At 72.9% G+C, this 22,620-nt stretch carries 18 protein-coding genes; 8 read left to right on the top strand and 10 right to left on the bottom strand.

What is annotated here, in order from left to right; translation table 11 throughout:
- Positions 1-15: 15 nt before the first annotated feature.
- Positions 16-837, bottom strand: coding sequence for an aldo/keto reductase (locus tag ABD292_RS35335; RefSeq protein WP_344215166.1), 822 nt, complete (start codon positions 835-837; stop codon positions 16-18).
- Between the two features lie 114 nt (positions 838-951).
- Here ABD292_RS35335 and ABD292_RS35330 point away from each other — a divergent pair, with 114 nt between their 5' ends.
- Both ABD292_RS35330 and ABD292_RS35325 read left to right on the top strand, forming a co-directional pair.
- Positions 952-1,896, top strand: coding sequence for a hypothetical protein (locus tag ABD292_RS35330; protein WP_344215164.1), 945 nt, complete (start codon positions 952-954; stop codon positions 1,894-1,896).
- A 2-nt stretch (positions 1,897-1,898) separates the two neighbouring features.
- Positions 1,899-3,065 carry a DUF6716 putative glycosyltransferase gene (locus ABD292_RS35325; protein ID WP_344215870.1) on the top strand — a complete coding sequence of 389 codons (1,167 nt, stop codon included), beginning with the start codon at positions 1,899-1,901 and terminating at the stop codon, positions 3,063-3,065.
- Between the two features lie 54 nt (positions 3,066-3,119).
- Here ABD292_RS35325 and ABD292_RS35320 read toward each other — a convergent pair whose 3' ends face one another.
- From ABD292_RS35320 to ABD292_RS35300, 5 genes are all read right to left on the bottom strand, one after another.
- On the bottom strand, positions 3,120-4,382 hold the full coding sequence (locus tag ABD292_RS35320; RefSeq protein ID WP_344215162.1) for a polysialyltransferase family glycosyltransferase: 1,263 nt from the start codon (positions 4,380-4,382) through the stop codon (positions 3,120-3,122).
- On the bottom strand, positions 4,379-5,350 hold the full coding sequence (locus ABD292_RS35315; RefSeq protein ID WP_344215160.1) for a glycosyltransferase family 2 protein: 972 nt from the start codon (positions 5,348-5,350) through the stop codon (positions 4,379-4,381). The genes ABD292_RS35320 and ABD292_RS35315 overlap by 4 nt, the downstream gene beginning before the upstream one ends.
- A gap of 33 nt (positions 5,351-5,383) precedes the next feature.
- Positions 5,384-7,429: an N-acetylneuraminate synthase family protein gene (locus ABD292_RS35310; protein WP_344215158.1), complete on the bottom strand. Its 2,046-nt coding sequence runs from the start codon at positions 7,427-7,429 to the stop codon at positions 5,384-5,386.
- Positions 7,430-7,501: 72 nt separating this feature from the next.
- Entirely contained in the window at positions 7,502-8,179 is a 678-nt protein-coding gene (locus ABD292_RS35305; protein ID WP_344215156.1) for a response regulator, read from the bottom strand.
- Complete coding sequence (locus ABD292_RS35300) at positions 8,176-9,681, bottom strand: sensor histidine kinase (protein ID WP_344215154.1); 1,506 nt, start codon at positions 9,679-9,681, stop codon at positions 8,176-8,178. Before ABD292_RS35300 ends, ABD292_RS35305 begins: the two co-directional genes overlap by 4 nt.
- Before the next feature lie 125 nt (positions 9,682-9,806).
- On the opposite strand from ABD292_RS35300, the gene ABD292_RS35295 reads away from it, so the two are divergent.
- Positions 9,807-11,147 carry a cation:dicarboxylate symporter family transporter gene (locus tag ABD292_RS35295; protein ID WP_344215152.1) on the top strand — a complete coding sequence of 447 codons (1,341 nt, stop codon included), beginning with the start codon at positions 9,807-9,809 and terminating at the stop codon, positions 11,145-11,147.
- Between the two features lie 6 nt (positions 11,148-11,153).
- Here the strand turns inward: ABD292_RS35295 and ABD292_RS35290 are convergent, their stop codons facing one another.
- Entirely contained in the window at positions 11,154-12,317 is a 1,164-nt protein-coding gene (locus tag ABD292_RS35290; RefSeq protein WP_344215150.1) for a DUF418 domain-containing protein, read from the bottom strand.
- Positions 12,318-12,401: 84 nt separating this feature from the next.
- Between ABD292_RS35290 and ABD292_RS35285 the strand changes: the two genes are divergently transcribed.
- The gene (locus ABD292_RS35285; protein WP_344215148.1) at positions 12,402-13,004 is read left to right on the top strand and encodes a TetR/AcrR family transcriptional regulator; all 603 of its coding nucleotides are present in this window, start codon (positions 12,402-12,404) and stop codon (positions 13,002-13,004) included.
- A gap of 61 nt (positions 13,005-13,065) precedes the next feature.
- On the opposite strand, the gene ABD292_RS35280 is transcribed toward ABD292_RS35285, so the two are convergent.
- The 3 genes from ABD292_RS35280 to ABD292_RS35270 form a co-directional block, all read right to left on the bottom strand.
- Positions 13,066-13,884, bottom strand: a complete 819-nt coding sequence (locus ABD292_RS35280) for an SAM-dependent methyltransferase (protein ID WP_344215146.1) — start codon at positions 13,882-13,884, stop codon at positions 13,066-13,068.
- 32 nt (positions 13,885-13,916) lie between these two features.
- On the bottom strand, positions 13,917-15,272 hold the full coding sequence (locus tag ABD292_RS35275; RefSeq protein WP_344215144.1) for a sensor histidine kinase: 1,356 nt from the start codon (positions 15,270-15,272) through the stop codon (positions 13,917-13,919).
- A 71-nt stretch (positions 15,273-15,343) separates the two neighbouring features.
- Entirely contained in the window at positions 15,344-16,861 is a 1,518-nt protein-coding gene (locus ABD292_RS35270) for a glycoside hydrolase family 13 protein (protein WP_344215142.1), read from the bottom strand.
- A 248-nt stretch (positions 16,862-17,109) separates the two neighbouring features.
- On the opposite strand from ABD292_RS35270, the gene ABD292_RS35265 reads away from it, so the two are divergent.
- The 4 genes from ABD292_RS35265 to ABD292_RS35250 are packed head-to-tail and all read left to right on the top strand — an operon-like array spanning position 17,110 to position 22,589.
- A complete protein-coding gene (locus ABD292_RS35265; RefSeq protein WP_344215140.1) occupies positions 17,110-18,381 on the top strand; it encodes a sugar ABC transporter substrate-binding protein in 1,272 nt (423 codons plus the stop codon).
- A gap of 4 nt (positions 18,382-18,385) precedes the next feature.
- A complete protein-coding gene (locus ABD292_RS35260) occupies positions 18,386-19,960 on the top strand; it encodes an ABC transporter permease subunit (RefSeq protein WP_344215138.1) in 1,575 nt (524 codons plus the stop codon).
- Positions 19,957-20,796, top strand: coding sequence for a sugar ABC transporter permease (locus tag ABD292_RS35255; RefSeq protein ID WP_344215136.1), 840 nt, complete (start codon positions 19,957-19,959; stop codon positions 20,794-20,796). Before ABD292_RS35260 ends, ABD292_RS35255 begins: the two co-directional genes overlap by 4 nt.
- 5 nt (positions 20,797-20,801) lie before the next feature.
- Entirely contained in the window at positions 20,802-22,589 is a 1,788-nt protein-coding gene (locus ABD292_RS35250; protein ID WP_344215134.1) for a glycoside hydrolase family 13 protein, read from the top strand.
- The last annotated feature ends 31 nt before the right edge of the window (positions 22,590-22,620 follow it).

Below are 22,620 nucleotides of genomic sequence, written 5' to 3'. Positions count from 1 at the left end.
GAGATCGTAGAGGGTTCAGGTGGCGTTGAAGGTGTCGGGGTCGGGCCCGAGGCGCTTGCCCTGGTTGAGGGCTCCGATGGCGGCCATGTCCTCGGTGTCGAGGATGAAGCCGAACACGTCGATGTTCTCCTTGATGCGCGCCGGGGTGACCGACTTCGGGATCACCACGTTGCCGAGCTGCAGGTGCCAGCGGAGCACGATCTGGGCGGGCGTCCTGCCGTACTTGCCCGACAGCACCGCGAGCGCCGGATCGTCCAGCAGGCCCCTGCCCTGGCCGAGCGGGCTCCACGCCTCGGTGAGGATGCCGTTGGCCTCGTGGAACTCGCGCATCTCGCGCTGCTGCAGGTAGGGATGGAGCTCGATCTGGTTGATCGACGGCGTGATGCCCGTCTCCTCCATCAGCCGGGTGAGCGTGGGGACGGTGAAGTTGGACACCCCGATCGCCCTGGCCCGGCCGTCCCGGTAGATCTTCTCCAGGGCCTTCCACGCCTGGACGTACTTGTCCTGCCGCGGCACCGGCCAATGGATGAGGAAGAGGTCGACGTAATCGAGGCCCAGCCGGGCCAGGCTCTCGTCGAAGGCCTGCTCGGCGCGGCCGTGGTCGCCGTTCCACAGCTTGGTCGTGATGAACACCTTCTCGCGCGGCAGCCCGCAGGCGCGCACGGCCTGGCCCACGCCCTCCTCGTTGCCGTAGGCGGCGGCCGTGTCGATGTGCCGGTAGCCGGCCTCCAGCGCGGTGCGCACGGCCTGCTCGGCCTCGTCGCCGGGGACCTGCCAGACGCCGAACCCCAGCTGCGGGATCTGCACGCCGTCGGTGTTGAGCATGAGCGAGTTCATAGTGTCCATTGTTCACGTCGCGTTCCTGGCGGCTTAAGGCGGCAGGGGTAACTTAACGGCGTCATGGACGGGCCATCACCCTGCTGGGAGGCCCATCGGCCGGGAGGGGCAGGAGTGGTCGGACAGGCGTCGGCCTGGGTGGAGTCGCCGCTCCAGATGCTGTGCGCCGTCGAGGCCCACCACGCGGGGCTCCTCGGGCCCGTGACCACGGTCGTGCCGCGCGCGGGGCTGCGCGCGCTGAAGGCCACCCGCGCGGAGCTGCGCTCCCTCGGCGCGCCCGACGGGCTGGTGCTGGCCGATCCGCACGAGCGCATGCCGCGCCGGGTCCTCGCGGTCGGCGACGCCTTCTCCGGCAGGGTGCAGGTGCGCTGGCTGGCGTCGTGGCCCGGCCGGGTCGTCATCGTGGACGACGGCCTCGCCACGCTGCGCCTGCTGGAGCTGCTGGCGGCCGGGCCGTCGCGCCCCCTGCTGCGCGCCCGCGCCGAGCCGTCCGCGCCGCGTACCGCACTCGGCCTGGCCGCCGCGCTGCGGCTGCGCCTCAGCCGGGTGTCGGTCTTCACCGCGCTCGACGTGGACGACAAGCTCGCCGAGGCCGTCCGCGCCGCCGGCGTCGAGCTGGTCCGGCACGACTTCGCCTGGCTGCGCGCCCAGCCGCCGAGCCCGTACGGCCCCGACGAGCACACGGTCGTGCTCGGCACCTCGCTCGTCCGCAACGGCCTGGTGCACCGCGGCCGCTACCTGCGCTGGCTGACCGACCTGGCGGCCCGCGAGCCGCTCGCCTACTACCCGCACCGCCGCGAGGACCCGGTGGACGTGGCGCTCATCGGGGAGCTGCCCGGCGTCACCGTGCACGACGCCGGCGCGCCCGCCGAGCTGACCCTGCGCGGCCTGCGCCCGGACCAGCGGGTGCTCAGCCTCCCCTCGACCGCCGTCACCTCGCTGCGGGTCCTGCTCGGCCCGCGCGGCGTCGCCGTCGAGCCCGTGGACGTGCCTGACGACTGGTGGACCAGCAGGGCGGCCCCCGCCCTGCGCTCGCATCTGACAGGAGTGCCTGGTTGAACGTGTTGGCGGTGGCCGACTCCGACTCGTACCTGAAGTGGGCGGCCTGCCTGCTCGACGACCTGCCCGAGGGCTCGTCCGCGGACCTGGTGGTGGTCCGTACGCCGATCGCGCCCTCGCCCGAGCAGATCGCCGCCGCGGTGAGCGGGCGCGGGCGGCCGGCGCCGCCGGTGCTGTCGGCCCGGTCGGTGCGCCGGCTCGCCGAGCGCACCCGGCCCGACGTGATCCTCGTGGCCTGTACGGGGCCGGTGGTGGACGTGCTCGTGTCCGGCGTGCTGGACGGGCTGCGGCCCCGGCCGGTGTTCGTCAGCGGGCTGCCGGGCATCTCGGTGCCGGCGACGGAGAAGGCGTGGATCTACCGCAGCGGCTGCGACCTGTTCGTGGTGCACAGCGAGCGGGAGGTGGCCGAGTTCGGCGAGATCGCCGGGCGGCTCGGCGGGGGAGGGGCGGTCGGGCTGGCCCGGCTGCCGTTCCTGCGCGCGGGCGCGGCCCCGGCGGGCGGCGACCGGGTGGTCTTCGCCACCCAGGCCAAGGTGCCGCGCGGGCGCGAGCAGCGCGAACAGATTCTGAGCGCCCTGGCCGAGCTGGCCCGGCGCCGGCCGGACCTGGACGTCGTGGTCAAGCTGCGGGCCCTGGAGGACGAACGGCAGACGCACCGCGAACGCCACCACTACCAGCGGCTCTGGCGCGAGATGGGCGAGCCGGGGCGGCTGCGCTTCGCCGCCGGGCCGATGCACGAGCAGCTCGCGAACGCGGCCGGGTTCGTCACCGTCAGCTCGACGGCGGCGCTGGAGGCGATCGCGCTGGGCGTGCCGTCGCTGGTGCTGACCGACTTCGGCGTCAGCGCCGAGATGATCAACGTGGTGTTCGAGGGCAGCGGCCTGCTCGGCACGCTCGACGACCTGGCCGCGGGCGCCTTCCGCGCGGCCTCGCCCGCCTGGTGCGCGGCCAACTACTTCCATCCCGCCGAACGGGACGACTGGACCCGGCTGCTGGCCCGGCTGGTGTCCGCCGGGCCGGGCGGGCCCGCCACGTCCCTGCTGGACGGCCCCGAGCACGCGGCGGCGCGGCGGCGGGCCCGGCTGCGGGTGGAGGTCCACCCGTCGATGCTGCGAGCCGGATACAAGGCGAGGAAACGAGTGCGCCGCTACCTGACAGCCCTCGGCTGAGCGGCCGGAGAGGGCCGGGCGCTCAGCCGAGCGTCCGAAGGCGGGGCCGGGCGTTCAGGCGAGTGGGCGGAGGCGGCGGCGCAGGCGTTCCAGCGCCTTCGGGCGGGACGACGCCGGCCGGTCCAGGAGGCCCAGCACCTCCAGCCGCCTGCGCTTGAAGTAGCGGGCGTCGAAGTCGATCCGCGCCGGACGCAACCCCGGATACGCCTCGGCCTGCATGCAGTAGCCGACCGCGCGCACCAGCCCGGCCAGGTCCACCGGCGGCGGCTCCTCGATGACGCCGTCCGCCGTCAGCCGGGGCAGCAGCGCGTCCACGACGGTGAGCGGGACCCGGTTGCTGTTCTCGTAGGGCGTCAGGCGCTCCAGCACCAGCTCCGTCCCGTACGAGGCGACCGGCAGCCCGAAGTAGCGCCGCGCGGTCATCAGCCCGGTCGAGAAGCAGCCCACGACCAGCTCGGGCCGCAGCGCCGCGAAGCACACCTCGGCGGGCACGTTCTCCCCGGGCACCGACAGCCGCACCCCGAGCCGCCCGGCCGCCTCCCGCAGGAGCCGGGCGTGCCGCCGCCCGGCCGCCGGGTGCGGCTTGAACACCACGTGGTCGTGGCCGCGGGCGGCCAGCGCCGCCAGCATCCCCTCGTGCAGCCCGGCCTCCTCCTCGGCGCTCAGCAACTCCAGCGCCGACAGGTACTGGCCGAGGACGACCGGTGCGCCCTGTGGCAGGGCGGGGGCCGCGGCCCCGGGCGCCCCTGCCACCTCCGCGACGACCGCGAGGAAACGCTCGCCCGGCAGCGTCTCGGCCGGCACGCCGTACTCGCTGAGCAGCAGCGGCGTCAGCCCCGGCACCAGGTCCAGGTGGAGCAGCCGGGTGACGCGGCGGTGGATCTCGGCGGGGAGCGGGTCGCGGGTGGGGCCGTAGCTCATGAGCCCGTCGGCGTAGACGGTGATCGGGCAGTCGCGCACCAGCCCGCCGATCGTCCGGGCGGGCGGCACCGCGATCGACTCCAGCACCAGCTCCTCGACGTCGTCCAGGCCCCAGTGGGAGCGGATCAGCCGCTCGGTCATCGGCACCTCGATCACCCGCGCCCGCCAGTCGGACGGATGCAGCGGCGCGATCAGCTCGTTCCACGAGCGCACCTCGTCGAAGCGCCCGCGCAGCGCCGCGAAGCCGGGCGTCTCCTCCAGCGGCGTCGCCACCTCGGGGACGGCCGCGTTGTTCGACACGATCAGCAGCCGCCGGCCGTCGCCGAAACGGCCGTCGTCGATCGCGGCGGCCAGCGTCATCGCCCCGAACAGGGTCGAGGCGTAGAAGACCTTCATGGGGCGCTCCGGATCCTGGCGTACGGGTCGGGGGGCAGTCCGGGCAGCAGGGCGCGCAGCAGCGCCCCCCGCTCGGCGGGCATCCGCGTCACGGCCTCGGCCACCAGCTCGCGCGGCAGCGAGGACACCATCAGCACGCCCCGCTCCTCGAAGCGGGCGCGCAGCGGCGGCGCGAACCGCTCGCCGAGCTCCAGATGGTGGGCGAACAGGGCGCAGAAGGTCCGTACGGCCTTCGGCAGGAACTCCGGCTCCAGGTCCTTGAGCACCAGCTCGAAGGCGTCGAAGAAGTGCAGTTGCCGCTCGTCGCCGATCTGGGTGAGCGAGCCGGCGACCTGGCGGCGGTAGAACACCCCGGCCAGCGACACCACGGCGAACGTGGCCGCCTCCCGGTGCAGCCGCCAGATCCACGGCCGGTCCTCGGCCGTGTGCAGCGAGCCGGGGAAACGCAGCAGGTCGCCCAGCGAGCGCCGGTAGATCCCGGCCCAGGCGTAGGGGTAGTCCACCATCGTGCGCGTGTCCGCGGGCAGGATCGCCTCGCGGGGGTCGAGCACCACGCCCCTCCGCGCCAGGGGGGCGCGGTGCACGACCCGTTTGCGGCCCTCGACCTGCACGTGGTCGACGCGCACGAAATCGCAGCCGAGCCCGTCGGCCGCCTCGACCAGCCGGGCCAGGTAGCCGGGCGCGAGCCAGTCGTCGCCGTCCAGGTACGTCACGTACCGGCCGGACGCGGCGGCGAGACCGGCGTTGCGCGCGTCGGCCAGCCCGGCCGGCACGTCGTGACGGATGACGGCCAGGCCGGGCAGCTCGCCGCGGAAGTCCTCGACGATGTCCGGGGTGGCGTCCACGGAGCCGTCGTCGACGACGATGAACTCGAAGTCGCGCCGGGCGTTGCGGGCCAGCGCGGTGAGCGCGTCGGCGATGTAGCGCTCACCGTCGCGGATCGGCACGACGACCGAGAGAGTGATCAACGGGGGGTCTCTCCAGGAACGAGGGGCAGGGGGTCAGGCGGTGACCCGGCGCAGGCGGGCCTTGGGGGCCTCCTCGCCGGGGAAGACGCGCTTGACGCCGTCGCCCATGGCCTGCTCGATGATCCGGATGTCGCGCACCAGGTGCTCCAGCCCGGCGGGCTCCAGCGAGGCCGCGTGGTCGGAGCCCCACATGGTGCGGTCGAGCGTGATGTGCCGCTCCACGCACACCGCGCCGAGCGTCACGGCCGCCAGCGAGATCTGCAGCCCGCGCTCGTGGCCGGAGTAGCCGACCGGCACGCCGTAGCGCTCCTTCAGCGTGGTGATCGTGCGCAGGTTCGCCTCCTCCGGAGGCAGCGGGTACGTCGAGGTCGCGTGCATCATGATCAGCCGGTCGGTGCCGAGGATCTCCACCGCCGCGTCGATCTCCGACAGCGTGGACATGCCCGTGGACAGGATGACCGGCTTGCCGGTGGCGGCGAGGGCGCGCAGGAGCTGGTGGTCGGCCACGCCCGCCGAGGCCACCTTGTGCACCAGGACGTCCATCTCCTCCAGGAACTCGACGGAGGGCACGTCCCACGGCGAGGCGAACCAGTGCAGGCCGCGCTCGGCGCAGTGCTTGGCGATCTCGGCGTACTCGTCGCGGCCGAACTCGGTGCGCTCCTTGTACTCCAGGTACGTCATCTCGCCCCACGGCGTCTGCCGGATCTGCCCCTTCTGCTCCTCGGGCACGCAGATCGCGGGGGTGCGCTTCTGGAACTTGACCGCCTGGCAGCCCGCGTCGGCGGCCACGTCGATGAGCCGGCGGGCGATGTCGAGGTCGCCGTTGTGGTTGATGCCGATCTCGCCGATGACGTAGACGGGCTCGCCGTCGCCCACCAGCGTGTCGCCGATCGCGACCGGGCCGAAGCGGGGGCGGGCCCGGTCCGCGGCGGCCGGCTGGGCCTGCGGCTCGGGGCGGGCGGCCACCACGCGGTCGCACAGCTCGCGCACCGCGCCCGAGCCGCCGCCCCGGGTGAGCACGACGCGGGCCGCGGCGCGCACCCGCGGGTGGGCGTCGGGGGTGGCGACCGGCCAGCCGACCTCGGCCATCGGGCCCAGGTCGTTGACGTCGTTGCCGACGTAGGCCACCCGGGCGGGGTCGAGGCCCTCGATGTGCAGCCAGTCGCGCAGCACCGTGCGCTTGTCGGCCAGGCCCTGCAGCACGGGCACGCCGAGCTTGCGGGCGCGGGCGGCGACCACCGGGTTGTGCTCGGTGGACATGATCAGCACCTTGACGCCGGAGCGGCGCAGCAGCGACACGCCCATCCCGTCGGAGCGGCTGACCAGCACCATCTCGCGACCCTCGGAGTCGACGTAGGCGCGGTCGTCGGTGTGCACGCCGTCGAAGTCGGTGATGACGGCGTCCACGTCGATGGGCTCCGGCCGGTCGATGAACGGCGCCAGCGCCCGGACCAGCTCCAGGTCGCCCGGCTCGTCCACCTCGATCGCGTGCTGCGGCGGGACCGGCTGGACCGCGGTGCGGCCGAAGAAGCGGTGGCCGTGCTCGCGGAAACCGGCGGTGCGCATGACGTAGAACGCGCCGTTCTCGCGGAACTGGGGCTCGCGGTCCTGCCGGCGCGGCCGGACGGCGGGGTCGTGGTTGACGCCCGCGCCCGCGGCGGTCCAGAGGAACTCGTGCGTCGGCAGGCCGGACACCACGGAGTCGGCCTCGCCGTCGAGGACCTTCCGCACGGCGGCCGACAGGTCCTCCGGGTCGATGAACGCGCTCGTGCACTGGACGAGCACGACGACTTCGGGGTCGGCGCCGAGCGCGTCGAGCGCGTGCAGCACCGCCGACTCGCTGGAGGCGGTCGCGCCGCTGAGCTCGGCGGGCCGCTCCACGATCAGCGCGCCCGCCTCGCGGGCGGTCGCGGCGATGCCGTCGTGGTCGGTGCTGACCACGACCTGGTCCACGAGCTCGGCGGCCAGGCAGGCCCGGACGGCCCGGGTCACCAGCGGCACGCCCCCGACCAGGGCGAGGTTCTTCAGGGGTACGCCCGCCGAACCTCCGCGGGCGGGAACTACGGCCAAGACTCGCAACGGATTCTCCTCAAAGCTTCTGATGGCATTGAGAAGCTAGAGGTCCGGGTTGAACGCCCGGCGTCACCGTCATTAACGCTCCATGGGGATCCGGTAGAGCAACTCTGGCCGGCCCACTCCGCCGTACTGCGGCATGCGGACCGCCGTACCCAGCTCGACCAGGTGTTCCAGGTAGCGGCGGGCGGTCACGCGGGACACCCCGATGGCGTCGGCCACCGCCTGCGCGGCCATGCCGCCCGGCCGCGCCCGCAGCTCGGCCGCGACCGCGTCCAGGGTGTCCCTGGACAGCCCCTTGGGCAGGTCGGAGCTGCCGCGCAGGGCGCCGAGCACGCGGTCCACGTCGCCCTGGCCGGCCGCGACCCCGGCCTCGTCCTTGAACCGGGCGTAGCGGGTGAGCTTCTCCTGCAGCGTGGCGTACGTGAACGGCTTGAGCAGGTACTGCGAGACGCCGAGCGACACCGCCGAGCGCACCATCGCCAGGTCGCGGGCCGAGGTGACGGCGATGACGTCACACATCAGGCCGCCCGCCCTGATGGCCCGCACCACCTCCAGCCCGTGCAGGTCCGGCAGGTACAGGTCGAGCAGGACGAGGTCCACCGGGCGGCGGCGCAGGAAACGCAGCGCCTCGCCGCCGGAGCGGGCCACCCCGGCCACCGTGAAGCCGGGCACCCGCTCGACGTAGACGCGGTTGGCCTCGGCGGTGATCTCCTCGTCCTCGACGACCAGGACGGAGACGGCGGCGCCGGTCATCGGACGCGCTCCGGGATCGGCAGCCGCACGGTGAACGCGGACCCGCGCACCTCGATCTCCCCGCCGAGCCGCCGCACCGCCTGCCCGACCAGCGCCAGGCCGAGGCCGCGGCCGTCGCCCTTGGTGGTCCAGCCCCTGGCGAAGGCGGCCGGGCCGGTGAGCCCCGGGCCGTCGTCGGAGACCTGGATGACGGCCCGGCCGCCGTCGGAGCCGAGCCGCACCTCGACGCGGGTGCCGGCGTCGATGGCGTTGTCGATGAGGTTGCCCGCGATGGTGACCAGCGCGCGCGGGTCCAGGCCCCAGTCGTCCAGCGGCTCGTCCTCGCCGCCCTCGTTCGTGATCACCAGCTCGACGCCGCGCTCGGCGGCCTCGGCGCTCTTGCCGAGCAGCAGCGCCGCGAGCACCGGCTCGCGGACCGCGCCCATCACCCGGTCGGTCAGCTCCTGCGCCGCGCGCAGCTCGGCGGTGCCGAGCGCGACGGCCTCCTCGGTACGGCCCAGCTCGACCAGCGTGATCACGGTGTGCAGCCGGTTGGCGGCCTCGTGCGCGGCCGAGCGCAGCGACTCGGCGAAGCCGCGCTCGGCGTCGAGCTGGCCGGTCAGCGCCTGCAGCTCGGTCGTGTCGCGTACGGTCACCACCCGGCCGAGCCGGCTCGCGGCGCTGTTGACCGCGAGGACCCGCTCGCCGACCAGGTGGACCCGCTCCTCGCCGGCGGCCGTCAGCTCGGTGAGGCCCAGCTCGTCCACGTGCCGGCCCTCGGCGCCGGCGGGCAGGCCGAGCAGCAGCCGGGCGGCGTCGTTGCACAGCGTCAGCCGGCCGTCGCCGCCGACCAGCAGCAGGCCCTCGCGCACGGCGTGCAGGACCGCGTCGTGGTGCTCGTGGATGCGGCCCAGCTCCACCGGGCCGAGCCCGTGCGTCTGGCGGCGCAGCCGGGCGGTCACCAGCCACGTGCCGGCCGCGCCCAGCCCGAGCGCGAGCGCCACGATGAAGCCGCCCCAGCCGAGCTGGCCGCGCAGCATGGCGCTGATCCTGTCCACCGTGATCCCCGCGCTGACCAGGGCCACCACCCGGCCGTCCGACAGGACGGGGGTGACGGCCCGCTCGGACGGGCCGAGCGTGCCGGTGTAGGTCTCGGTGAACGTCTCGCCGCGCAGCGCCGGGCCGGTGTTGCCGAGGAAGCGCCGGCCGATCTCGGAGCGGTGGGGATGGCTGAGCCGGGTGCCGTCCGGCCGCATGATGGTGATGAAGTCGACGCCCGTGCTGAGCCGCACCCGCTCGGCGAACGGCTGCAGCCGCGCGCTCGGGTCGGGGTCGCCCAGGGCGTCGGCGACCTCGGGGGCGGCGGCCACGCTGACCGCCACGGCCGTGGCCCGGTGGCCGGCGTCGTCGGTGAGCAGCCGGTGCGCCTGCACCAGGGCGAGCACGGCGCAGCCCGTCGCGGTGACCGCGACCACGAGCAGTTGCAGGACCAGCATCTGGCCCGCCAGGCTCCAGCGATGCATGGTGAAGACACCTTTTTCCGGCATTAGTCGTGAACGTAACTTACTTAATGGTGACCTGGGTCACGTATGCCGCGCATAGTCGCACCACTGGAACGTCCGTCCGCAGTGGCTGGAGACAACCCCCCATGCGCGATCGCACACGCTATCTGTACCTGGCCGTCATCGCGGCGGTCCTGCTCGGGATCCTGGTCGGGTTCGTCTGGCCGGAGGCCGGTCAGGCGCTCAAACCCCTCGGCACCGGGTTCGTCGCCCTCATCAAGATGCTGATCGGGCCGATCATCTTCTGCACCATCGTGCTCGGCGTCGGCTCGGTGAGCCAGGCCGCCAAGGTCGGCAAGGTCGGCGGCCTCGCCCTCGGCTACTTCATCGTGATGTCCACGGTGGCCCTGCTCATCGGCCTGCTCGTGGGCAACGTCATCCACCCGGGCGAGGGGCTGCGGCTCACCGACACCGCCCGGCAGGCGGCCGAGGCGGAGGCGGCCAAGGGCGGCGAGAGCGGCACCGTCGACTTCCTGCTCGGCATCATCCCCGACACGCTGCTGTCGTCCCTGACCTCGGGGTCGGTGCTGCAGGCGCTGCTGGTGGCGCTGCTGACCGGCTTCGCGCTCCAGGCGATGCGGGAGAAGGGCAAGCCGATCCTGCGCGGCATCGAGCACCTGCAGCGGCTCGTCTTCCGCATCCTCGCCATGGTCATGTGGGCCGCGCCCGTAGGCGCGTTCGGCGCGATCGCGGCCGTCGTGGGCGCCACCGGCATCGAGGCGCTCAAGAGCCTCGCGATCATCATGATCGCCTTCTACACCACCTGCGTGCTCTTCGTCGGCCTGGTGCTCGGCCCGCTGCTGTGGCTGGTCGCGCGGGTCAACCTGTGGTCGCTGCTGCGCTATCTCGGCCGCGAGTTCCTGCTGATCCTCTCGACGTCCTCCTCGGAGACCGCGCTGCCGCGGCTCATCGCCAAGATGGAGCACCTCGGCGTGAGCCGGACCGTCGCGGGCATCACGGTCCCGACCGGCTACTCCTTCAACCTCGACGGCACCGCCATCTACCTCACCATGGCCACGCTGTTCATCGCCACCGCGACCGGCTCGCCGCTGGAGCTCGGCGAGCAGGTGGCGCTGCTGCTGTTCATGATGATCGCGTCCAAGGGCGCGGCGGGCGTGACGGGCGCGGGGCTCGCCACCCTGGCCGGCGGCCTGCAGGCGCACCGGCCCGAGCTGGTGGACGGCGTCGGCCTCATCGTGGGCATCGACCGCTTCATGTCCGAGGCGCGGGCGCTCACCAACTTCGCGGGCAACGCCGTGGCGACGGTCCTCGTGGGCACCTGGACCGGCGACTTCGACCGGGAGCGCGCCGGCGAGGTGCTGGCCGGGCGGGCCCCGTTCGACGAGTCCACCCTGATCGACGAGGACGAGTCCCCCGGGGAGCGTCCCGAGCCCGACGCCGGGGAGCGGGAGATGGCCCGCGCCTGACCCGCGTCAGCGGCGGCCGTAGGTGAGACGCCGGAGCAGCGCCTCCGCCGGACCCCTCCGGCCGCCCGCGGACAGCACGGCGGCGAGGACCACCGTGGCGAGCCAGGTCAGCACGGCGACGCCGGACGCGGCGGCGTCGCCGGCGCGGGTGCCGAGCCCGCCGAAGTACGGCGCGAACACCGCCACGAAGATCACCGACTGCAGCAGGTAACAGGTCAGCGACCACTGGCCGCACGCGGCCAGCGCCCTGACGACCGCGCCGGGCCGCACGCGGGAGGCGACCAGGCCGATGACGGCCGCGTACGCCAGCCCGCCCGCGATGCCGCTCAGGCTGTGCAGCACGTACGCCGCCACCGCCACCAGGTCGGACGCCGCCCACACCTGCGTGTCGATCAGCGTCAACGGCGCCCCTCCCGCGACCGCCAGCCCGGTGCCGGGGACCGCGACCCGGATGAGCAGGTCCCGGTGCGCCAGCGGGTCCTCCAGCAGGCGGCGCCTCGCGGCCCAGACGCCGAACAGGAACGCCGGCACCACACCCACGGCGAAGTACGTGGGCGTCATCCCGGACCAGCCGATCAGCCGCATCATCGTCGCCTCGACCGGGTCGGCCATGGCGGCCGGGGTGTCGCCCTTGGGCCCGGAGATCGTGAGCAGGCCGAAGGCGGCCATGACCACGGCGTGCGCGACGAGCCCGGCGATGGCGGCGCGCAGCACGGTGCGGTCCTCGCGCAGGACGAAGCCGGCGAGGACGAGCCCGACCAGCCCGTACGCCCCCAGGATGTCCCCGAAGAACAGCAGCAGCGCGTGGCAGAACCCGAAGGCCAGCAGCCACAGGCTCCGGCGGCGCAGCACCGCGCGCACCCGGGACGGGCTCCGGCCGGCGGCGAGCTGCCGGTGCGCGAGCTGGACCAGGCCGTAGCCGAACAGCGCGGCGAACATGGGCAGGGCGCGCCCGTCCACCAGCAGGATCTGGACCCCGGCGACGAGGCGGTCCAGCGTGCCCCCGTCGAGGGCGTAACCGCGGAAGCCCACGGGGTGGCCCCCCAGGTACATGTGCGCGTGGGCGAGCGCGATCAGCAGCAGCATCAGCCCGCGGGCCAGGTCGGGCGCGAGAGCCCGGCGCGTGACGGGAGTGGCTCCCTGGACGGGCAGCGGCGGAGCGACGGACATGGGTGTCCCCTCAGTAATTAGCTACACGACTGTATCTAATGATGATGAAGGTAAGCTACACCCGTGTAGCTGAACAAGGGGGCGATGATGGGCGACCACAGCGGGCGGACGCGCCGGCGTGGCGAGGAGTTGCTCAAGGCCATCCACGACGCCGTGCTGGAGGAGGTGCTGGAGGTCGGCGTGGCGCGGCTGACCATGGACGGCATCGGCCGGCGGGCGGCGACGCCGCGCACGACGCTGTACCGCCGCTGGTCCAGCCCCGTCGAGGTGCTTCTGGACGCGCTCTACCACCAGCATCCGGTGGAGGAGCCGACCCCGGGGGCGGACGATCTGCGCGGCGACCTGATCAGGGCGCTGCGCCTCATGACGGAGTGGGCGTTCAGCAGGGCGGGCCGGGCGGTGGCCGCCATCCTCACCGACCCGAAGAGCGCGGAGCTGATGTCGGAGGCGCTGCACGAGCGGGTCTTCGCCGGCCGTGGCGGCACGTTCACGCTCACGGTGCTGCGGCACTACGCCGACCGGGGCCACTTCGGCGCCGAGCTGATCACCCCGGTCGTGGCCGACATCGGCGAGGCGCTGGTGACCAAGCACCTGCTCGACAGAGGCACCCCGCCCACAGACGAGACGCTCGAGGCGATCGTCGACCAGGCCATCCTGCCGGCCGTCGGGTTCGGCCCGCGGGCCTAGAGCGCCCGACCGGCTCCCAGCCGCCGGCCGCGAGCCGGCCGGGCGCTCGTGGCGGGACTTCTCAGCGCAGCTTGCGGGCGATGCCCGCGTAGCCCATGCGGGCCGTCTCCTCGTCCACGATCGTCGGATGCGCCGGGTCGGCGAACGGCCACACGGCCGGTCCGAGCCCGTTGGCGAGACCCGGCGGGATCAGCTCGAAGTCGCCGAAGAAGGTCTCGATCTCCTTGCCCGGCCGCGGCGTGAACGGCATTCCCGACTGACGGTAGAACCCGGCGATGCGGGCGGCCCGCTCGGTCGCCACGTCGTTGCCCATGTGGGAGATGGCGAGGTAGCTGCCCGGCGCCAGCGCCTCCCGGTAGGCGGCCACGAAGCCCTGCGGGTCCTCCTCGTCCGGCACGAAGTGCAGGATGAACATCATGAGCACGGCCACGGGCCGGGAGAAGTCGAGCAGGCCGCGCACCTCGGGGTCGGACAGGATCTCCTCCGGCCGGCGCACGTCGCCCAGCACCATCGCCACCCGGTTGGGGTCGGCGAGCAGCGCCCGGCCGTGCGTGGCCACCACGGGGTCGTTGTCGACGTAGACCACGCGGGCCTCGGGAACGATCCGGTGGGCGACCTCGTGCACGTTCTCCTGGGTCGGCAGGCCCGAGCCCAGGTCGAGGAACTGCGTGATGCCCTGCTCGCACAGGTAGCGGACCATGCGGCCGATGAACGCGCGGTTCTCCCTGGTGCCGTCGCGGACCTCGGGCATGACGCCGAGCACCATGTCGCCGAGGTCGCGGTCGGCCTTGAAGTTGTCCTTGCCGCCCAGGAAGTAGTCGTACATGCGGGCCGCGTTGGGGATGCGGGGATCTACGCCCTGCGGCGCCTGCTCCGTCATGAACCAATGATCCACTATCGGAACGGTAGAAATCACGTAGCCGCCGGAAGTCTCAGGACGAACCGGGCGCCGCCCGGGAAGTCCTCCGCGCAGATCTGGCCGCCGTGCGCGAGCGCCACGTCGCGGGCGATGGCGAGGCCGAGGCCGGTGCCGCCGGCGTCGCGGCTGCGGGAGGCGTCCAGCCGGGTGAAGCGCTCGAAGATGCGCTCGCGCTCGGCCTCGGGGATCTCCTGGCCGTCGTTCTCCACCGACAGCACCGCCAGGCCGTTCTTGCGGGTCACCCGCACCTGGACGTGGGTCTCGGCGTGCCGCTGGGCGTTGTCCAGCAGGTTCGTCAGCACGCGGGCGAGCTGCAGCCGCACGCCGTCCACCTCGACGCCGGCGGCCAGGTCGGCGTGGACCGGCAGTTTGTCGCTGCGCCGGCCCAGCTCCTGGCGCACCAGGACGGCCAGGTCCACCCGCTCCTTGGCGGCGTCCACCTGGGAGCCGATCCTGGCCAGCAGGAGCAGGTCGGTGATGATGGCCTCCAGCCGGTCGGTGTCGCGCAGGGCGCTTTTCACCAGCGACCGCAGGTCGGTGTCGTCCGGGTAGAGCTGGGCGCTCTCCAACTGGGCGCGCAGCCCGGCGATCGGGGTGCGCAGCTCGTGGGAGGCGTCCGAGGCGAACTGGCGCTGCTGCTCGGCGGAACGTTCCAGGCGGGTCAGCGTGCCGTTGATCGAGCGGGCGAGCTGGGCCACCTCGTCCTCGCCCGGCGGCTCGCTGACGCGGCTGCTGAGGTCGCCGGTGTGCACCGCGTCGAGCTGCGCGCGCATGACGGCCACCGGGCGCAGCGCTCGGCCGGTGATCAGCCAGGTCGCCCACCCGGCCAGCGCGACGAGCACCGCGACCTCGGCGAAGACGACGAACTCCAGGGTGCGCGTGCCCAGCACGTCCGGGGTGCTGCGCCCGGCGAGGACGACGGGCGAGTCGGGGGAGACGTTCACCCGGATCGCCGACAGGTGCACGCACTCGGTCGGCAGGCAGTTGAACACGTCGATCTCGGGGTCCTGCCGCGTGGGGCGCAGGTCGGTGAGCGGCGGCAGGGCGCGGGCGGCGTCGCTGGTGGCGATGATCCGTTCGTCGGCGCCGATGACCTGGATGAGGTCGACCGACGGGTCGGACAGCGGGATGGCCGAGCCCTGGGGCAGGCTGCCGGAGCGCATCTCGTACGCCACCCGCTGGGCGGTGTGGCGGGTGTCGGCGAAGACGGACGACTCGACCAGCGTGCGGGCGAGGACGACGGCCGCGACGCCCATGGGCAGGAGCACGAGGGCCGCCACGATCGTGGCGATCAGGGTCACCCGTCCCCGCAGGGACCTGCCCCAGATCGACCGGAACACCGCCGACATCCCACGACATTACCGAGCGTCACGACTCGCAGATGCCGCGAGAGGGGAAAGATCCCCCAAAGCATCAGCTATCAATCGTCGGTGCCGGAGCCGGAGCGCTGGATCCAGACGGCGGTGTCGGGCGGGATCGACCCGTCGGCCGCCAGCGGGCCGCTGGACAGCAGCACCTCGCCCGCGACGCCCGGCGGCACGGGACGCTCGCCGGTGTTGAGCACCACGACCAGGCCGGGGTCCCGCTCGACGGCCAGGACGTCCTCGGGGGAGTCCAGCCAGGACAGCGTGCCGCCGCCGAGCGCCGGATGCCGCCTGCGCAGGCGCAGCGCGGCCCGGTAGAGGTTGAGCGTCGAGCCGGGGTCGTCCTCCTGGGCCTCGGCCGACAGCGCCGTCCACTCCGCCGGGATCGGCAGCCACGGGTCGCGCCAGCCGCAGCCGGGCTCGGCGGTCCACGGGATCGGCACCCGGCAGCCGTCGCGGCTCTCGCCCCGGCGCAGGAAGGCCGGGTCCTGGCGCAGCTCGTCCGGCAGGTCGAGAACCTCGGGCAGGCCCAGCTCCTCGCCGTTGTAGAGGTAGGCCGAGCCGGGCAGGGCCAGCATGAGCAGGGTGGCCGCGCGGGCGCGGGCCAGGCTCCCGTGGCGGGTGACGTGGCGCGGCTTGTCGTGGTTGGACAGCACCCAGGTGGTGGGCGCGCCGACCAGCTCGGCCTCGGCCAGCGACTTCTCGATGACCGTACGGAACGACTTGGCATGGAAGTCGGCCATCATGAACTCGAAGTTGAACGCCTGGTGCAGCTCGTCCGGGCCGATGTAACGGGCCAGGCGCTCGGGGGAGGAGACCCACGCCTCGGCCACCGCCATCCGGCCGCCCGGGTAGGAGTCGAGGATCGGCCGCCATTCGCGGTAGATGTCGTGCACGCCGTCCTGGTCGAAGTAGGGCACCTGCTCGTCGCCGAGCATCTCGGCCTGCGGGCCGTCCTTCGCCCCGACGTCCGGCAGGCCGGCGGCCTTGATCATGCCGTGCGCCACGTCCACGCGGAAGCCGTCCACGCCGCGCTCCAGCCAGAAGCGCAGGATGTCGCGGAACTCGGCGCGCACCTCGGGGTTGTCCCAGTTGAGGTCGGGCTGCTCGGGCGCGAACAGGTGCAGGTACCACTGGCCGTCCTCGACCTGCGTCCACGCCGGGCCGCCGAAGATCGACTCCCAGTCGTTGGGCTCGTCGCGGAAGATGTAGCGGTCGCGCAGGCCGGCCTGGAACCAGGGGTGCCGGTCGGAGGAGTGGTTCGGCACCAGGTCCACGATGACCCTGATGCCCTTGCCATGGGCCTCGGCGACGAGGGCGTCGAAGTCGGCGAGCGTGCCGAAGCGCGGGTCCACGTCGCGGTAGTCGGCCACGTCGTAGCCGCCGTCGGCGAGGGGCGAGGTGTAGAACGGGCTGAGCCAGATCGCGTCCACGCCGAGGCTCGCGAGGTAGTCCAGGCGGCCGCGCACGCCCTGGAGGTCACCGGTGCCGTCGCCGTTCGCGTCGGCGAAGCTTCGCGGATAGACCTGGTACACGACGGCGTCCCGCCACCAGTCGTCGTTGCCGAGCAGCATGGTGTTCCTTCCCCCGGGGGACCAAGTGGTCCTGTGATGTTCTGGTGAAGGATGTCCTGATCGTCGCTTCTGGGTCAAGCGTAACTTTCCGCAAGTTGCAGAAGCGACGTGCGGGTTTGGTAACGCTCTTTCGCAAGACCTTCCAATTCTTGCAAAGAGCCGCTAACTTCCTGGAAACGTTCGGGCTTTCCCTCCGCGGCGGCGCGCCATCAGCGCGCCGCTGCTTCTGCGTGACCTCAGGAGGTCTCATGCGCAAGCGTGCTCTGGGTGTGGCCGCCCTCGCGACCCTCGCCCTCGCCGCCACGGGCTGCGGCGGCGCAGAGCCGGCCGCCCCCACCGCCTCGTCCGGCGCGTCCGCCCCCGCCACGGCGGCCGCGGGCGGCGGCACGCTCGTCATCTGGGCCGACCCCAGCCGGGTCCAGCCGCTGCAGCCCTTCGCCGAGGCCTTCGGCACGGAGAACGGCGTGAAGGTGGAGGTCAAGGAGATCTCCAAGGACAACCAGACGACCTTCCTCACCGCCTCCCAGCAGGGCAGCGGCCCCGACATCATGATCGGCGCGCACGACTGGATCGGCAACCTGGTGCAGAACGGCGCCATCGACCCGATCACGCTGACCGAGGAGCAGAAGGGCGCCTTCTCCGCCAAGGCCCTGCAGGCCGTCACCTTCAACGGCCAGATCTACGGCGCCCCCTACGCCGTGGAGAACATCGCCCTCATCCGCAACACCAAGCTCGCCCCCGACGCCCCCGCCAGCATCGAGGACCTGATCGCCCAGGGCAAGAAGCTCAAGGCGGACGGCAAGGTCAAGGAGGTGCTCTGCCTGCCGGTCGGCCAGAAGGGCGACGCCTTCCACGTCTACCCGATCTTCGCCTCGGCCGGCGGCGCGCTGTTCGGCGCCACCTCCACCGGCGACCCCGACCCCAAGACGGTGCTGCTCGGCTCGCCGGACTCGGTCAAGGCGTTCGAGAAGCTCAAGGACCTCGGCGAGAAGGGCGACGGCGCGCTGCGCACGTCGATCACCAACGAGAACTACATCGTCAACTTCGCCGGCGGCAAGTGCGCCTACCTCGTCTCCGGCCCGTGGGCGATCGCCGACGTCAAGAAGGCCGGCGTCTCCTACGACATCAGCCCCGTCCCCGCGTTCAAGGACGGCAAGCCCGCCACCCCGTTCGTCGGCGTCCAGACCTTCTTCGTCGCCTCCAAGGGCAAGAGCAAGGCCCTGGCCCAGGAGTTCGTCGCCAACTACGTGACCAACGTGGACGTCGCCATGGCGCTCTACAAGGCCGACCCGCGGCCCCCGGCGCTGTCGGCCGCGCTCCAGCAGGTCCAGGCCGAGGACCCGGACGCCGTGAAGTTCATGGACGCCGGCAAGGACGGCATGCCGATGCCCGCCATCCCCGAGATGGCCGCCATCTGGGAGCCGTTCGGCATCGCCGAGAACGCGGCGGTCAAGGGCGGCGACGCGGCCGAGGCCGCGGCGGCCGCGCAGAAGGCCGTCGACGGCGCGCTCAAGAACTGACGCCGTGGCACTCGACGTGCGCGAGAGCGGGCGGGCGGCGGGGACGCCGCCCGCCCGGCCCCGCAGGGAGATCACCACGGCGTTCGTGGTGAGCCGGATCGCGGTGCTCGCCGTGACCGCCGCGATCCTGCTGTACGCCGTTCCGCCGCTGGTCGCCACCGAGTCGTGGGCCGCGCTCGTGGTGCTGTGCGCCGCCGCCGCGGGCATCGCCCTGCTCTACCTGACCCGGCGCTTCGTCCCGGCGAAGTACCTCGTCCCCGGCACCGTCTTCCTCATCGCCTTCCAGGTGTTCCCCGTCGTCTACACGGCGACCACCGCGTTCACCAACTTCGGCGACGGGCACCGGGGCAGCAAGGCCGAGGCGGTCACCGCCATCGAGACCGGCTCGGTGCGCCAGGCCCCCGGCTCTCCCGAGTACGCCCTGACCCCCGCCCTGCGCGGCGAGGAGCTGGTGTTCCTGCTGGCCGACCCGAAGACCAAGCAGGTCTCGCTCGGCACCGCCGACGGGCTGACCCCGCTGACCGGGGCCGAGCTCGGCATCACCGGCAAGGTCGTCTCCGCGCCCGGCCTGACCGTGCTCAAGGCCCCCGAGGCGGCCGCCCGCGCCGCCGAGGTCTCCGCCCTCGCCGTGCCCACCTCCGGCGGCCTGATCAAGGCCAACGGGCTCAGCCGGGCCGTCGAGGGCCGGGCCGCGCTCGTGTACGACGAGGCGTGCGACTGCGTACGCGGCGCCGGCGGCCCCTGGACGGCCGACGAGGACCAGGGCTACTTCGTCAACGCCAAGGGTGAGCACCTGGCGCAGGGCTGGCAGGTGAACGTCGGATTCGCCAACTTCGCCCGCGCCCTGACCGACCCCACCATCTCCGGCTACTTCCTGGGCGTGCTCGGCTGGAACGCGGTCTTCGCGCTGGCCTCGGTGCTCGGCACGTTCGGCCTCGGCATGGCGGTCGCGCTGGCGCTGCACCACCCGCGCATGCGCGGCACCCGGTTCTACCGGATCGCGCTGATCCTGCCGTACGCGATGCCGGCCTTCGCCATGCTGCTGGTCTGGCGGGACATGTTCAACCGCGACTTCGGCCTGGTCAACCAGCTTCTCGGCGTGCACGTGGACTGGCTCGGCGAGCCCGTGACCGCCCGGCTCGCGGTGATCCTGGTCAACCTGTGGCTCGGCTTCCCGTACATGTTCCTCGTCACGACCGGCGCGCTGCAGGCCATCCCGCGCGAGCTGACCGAGGCGGCGGCCATCGACGGGGCGACCCCGTGGCGGGCCTTCCGGCGGGTGACGCTGCCGCTGCTGCTGGTCGCGCTGACGCCGCTGCTGATCTCGTCGTTCGCGTTCAACTTCAACAACTTCAACGCCATCGCGCTCACCACCGAGGGCGGGCCCTTCCCGGCCGCGAGCCCGCAGGTCGGCGCCACCGACCTGCTCATCACCTACACCTTCAGGCTGGCCTTCGGCGCGGCCGGGGCGCAGTTCGGGTTCGCCGCGGCCATCTCGGTGTTCATCTTCGCGATCGTGGCGCTCGTCTCGGCGGTGGCCTTCCGGCGCACCCGCAAGCAGGAGGAGGTCTACGCGTGAAGCTCGCCCTCAGGCACGTGTTCGTGCTCGTCGTCTGCGCGTTCGCGCTGTTCCCCATCCTGTTCGTGGTGTCGGCGGCGATCAACCCGCTGGGCACGCTGGCCTCGACCGACCTGCTGCCGTCCGGCGCCGGCGTGACGAACTTCGTGAACCTGCTCACCTCGGACACCTATCCGTTCGGGCGCTGGTTCTTCAACTCGGTGTTCATCGCGCTGGCCTCGTCGTTCGCGAGCCTGCTGCTGTCGATGTTCGCCGCCTACGCCTTCAGCCGCATGCGCTTCGCGGGCCGCCGGGCCGGGCTGCTGGCGCTGCTGCTCATCCAGATGTTCCCGCAGTTCCTGGCCATCGTGACGATCTTCATGATCTTCACCGAGGTCACCGAGCTCTACCCGGCGTTCGGCTTCAACACCGCGTGGGGCCTGCTGCTGCTCTACCTCGGCGGCGCGCTCGGCGTGAACACCTGGCTGATGAAGGGCTTCCTCGACACCGTGCCGAAGGAGCTCGACGAGGCCGCCACCGTGGACGGCGCCACGCACGCGCAGATCTTCTGGCGGATCATCATGCCGCTGGTCACCCCGATCCTCGCGGTCACCGCGCTGCTGGCCTTCATCGGCACGATGAGCGAGTTCCTCATGGCCAACGTGTTCCTGCGCGACCCCGGCAGCAAGACCCTCTCGGTCGGCATGTACGGCATGATCGCCGGCGACCACCGCAACGCGAACTTCGGCATGTTCGCCGCGGGCACGCTGCTGACCGCCGTTCCGACCGTCGGTGTGTTCCTCTGGTTGCAGAAGTACATCGTCTCCGGCCTGACCGCCGGCGCAGTCAAGGGATAGGTGCATTGCGCTACGTCGAGGAGCCGCACCACGACGGCTCCGCCCTGTACGTCCCCGACCAGGAGCCCGAGCTCGGCGCGCGGGTGACGCTCTGGCTGCGCGCGCCGCGGGCCGCGGGCGTCACCGGCGTGCACGTACGGGCCGTCCAGGACGGCGAGCCCCGCTACGCCGAGGCCGCGCCCGCCGCCAGGCGGGTCCCCGGCCTCGGCCGCGGGGACGTCTGGTGGCGGGCCGAGATCACCGCCGTCAACCCGGTCACGCCCTACCGGTTCCTGCTGGCCACCGGGCGGGGCCCGAGGTGGCTGACCGCCGCCGGCCTCGTGGGGCACGACGTCACCGACGCCACGGACTTCCGGCTGGTCTGCCACGAGCCGCCGCCGCGCTGGATGCGGGACTCGATCGTCTACCAGATCTTCCCCGACCGCTTCGAGCGCTCCCGCCCGATGCGCGACCTGCCCGACCGTGACCTGCCCGACTGGGCGCTGCCGCGCGACTGGGACGCCGACCCCGTCATCCCGTCGGGCCCCGGCACCGCCGAGCAGTTCTACGGCGGCGACCTCGACGGCGTCGTACGGCGGCTCGACCACGTCGAGAGCCTCGGCGCCGACACCGTCTACCTGACGCCGATCTTCCCGGCCCGTTCCAACCACCGCTACGACGCCGCCACCTTCGACCGGGTCGACCCGCTGCTCGGCGGCGACGCGGCGCTGCACCGCCTGGCGGACGCGCTGCACGCCCGCGGCATGCGCCTGCTCGGCGACGTCACCACCAACCACTGCGGCGACACCCACGAGTGGTTCACCGCCGCCGTCTCCGACGTCGCCGCGCCCGAGCGCGAGATGTTCTACTTCGACCCCGACACCGGCGACTACGAGTCCTGGTGGGGCGTCAAGTCGCTGCCCAAGCTCAACTGGAACAGCCCGCGCGTACGCGAGGGGATGCGCGAGGTCCTGACCCGCTGGCTCGGCCCGCTCGACGGCTGGCGCGTGGACGTCGCCAACATGACGGGGCGGCGCGGCGCCGACGACCTCGCGCACGAGGCCGCCGCGTACCTGCGGGCGGCGCTCGGCCCGGACGCGGCCTTCATCGCCGAGCACAACCACGACGCGAGCGGCGACCTCGACCGCGGCGGCTGGCACGGCACCATGAACTACGGCGGCTTCACCCGCCCGGTCTGGGCCTGGCTGCGCGACCCCGGCCTGGACCTCGACCACTTCCTCGGCGTGCCGGGCGGCGTGCCGGAGCGTGACGGGCACGCCACGCTCGCCACCTTCACGACCTTCGCCGCCCACATGTCGTGGCGCTCGCTCGTGCACTCCTGGCAGCTCCTCGACTCCCACGACTCGCCGCGCATCCGCACCGTCACCGGCTCGCGCGAGCGCCACCTGCTCGCCCTCGGCCTGCAGGCCACGCTGCCCGGCACGCCCATGGTCTTCGCCGGCAGCGAGTTCGGCCTGACCGGCGTCAACGGCGAGCACTCGCGCACCCCGATGCCCTGGAACCGGCCCGCCGACCAGGACCTCGCCACCCTCGCGGGATACCGGGCGCTGCTCGGCCTGCGCCGCGCCGAGCCCGCCCTGCGTCACGGCGGGCTGCGCTGGCTGCACGCCGACGCCGACTGCCTGGTCTTCGCCCGCGAGACGGAGGAGGAGACGCTGGTGGTGGCCGCGCGCCGGGCCCCTGGCGAGCCGCTGCCGACGGGCGTCCGGATGCAGGGCGTGCACGACGCGGCCGACGGCGACGAGATTCCCGGCGACGCGCCGTCACTCAGCGTATGGCGTGTCACGCACTGAACACGCTACGGTGGCGTCTGTTACTTGTCGT

This window comes from Nonomuraea bangladeshensis (genome assembly GCF_039529455.1).
Lineage (GTDB): Bacteria > Actinomycetota > Actinomycetes > Streptosporangiales > Streptosporangiaceae > Nonomuraea > Nonomuraea bangladeshensis.
This window is presented reverse-complemented; position numbering and strand designations above follow the sequence as displayed.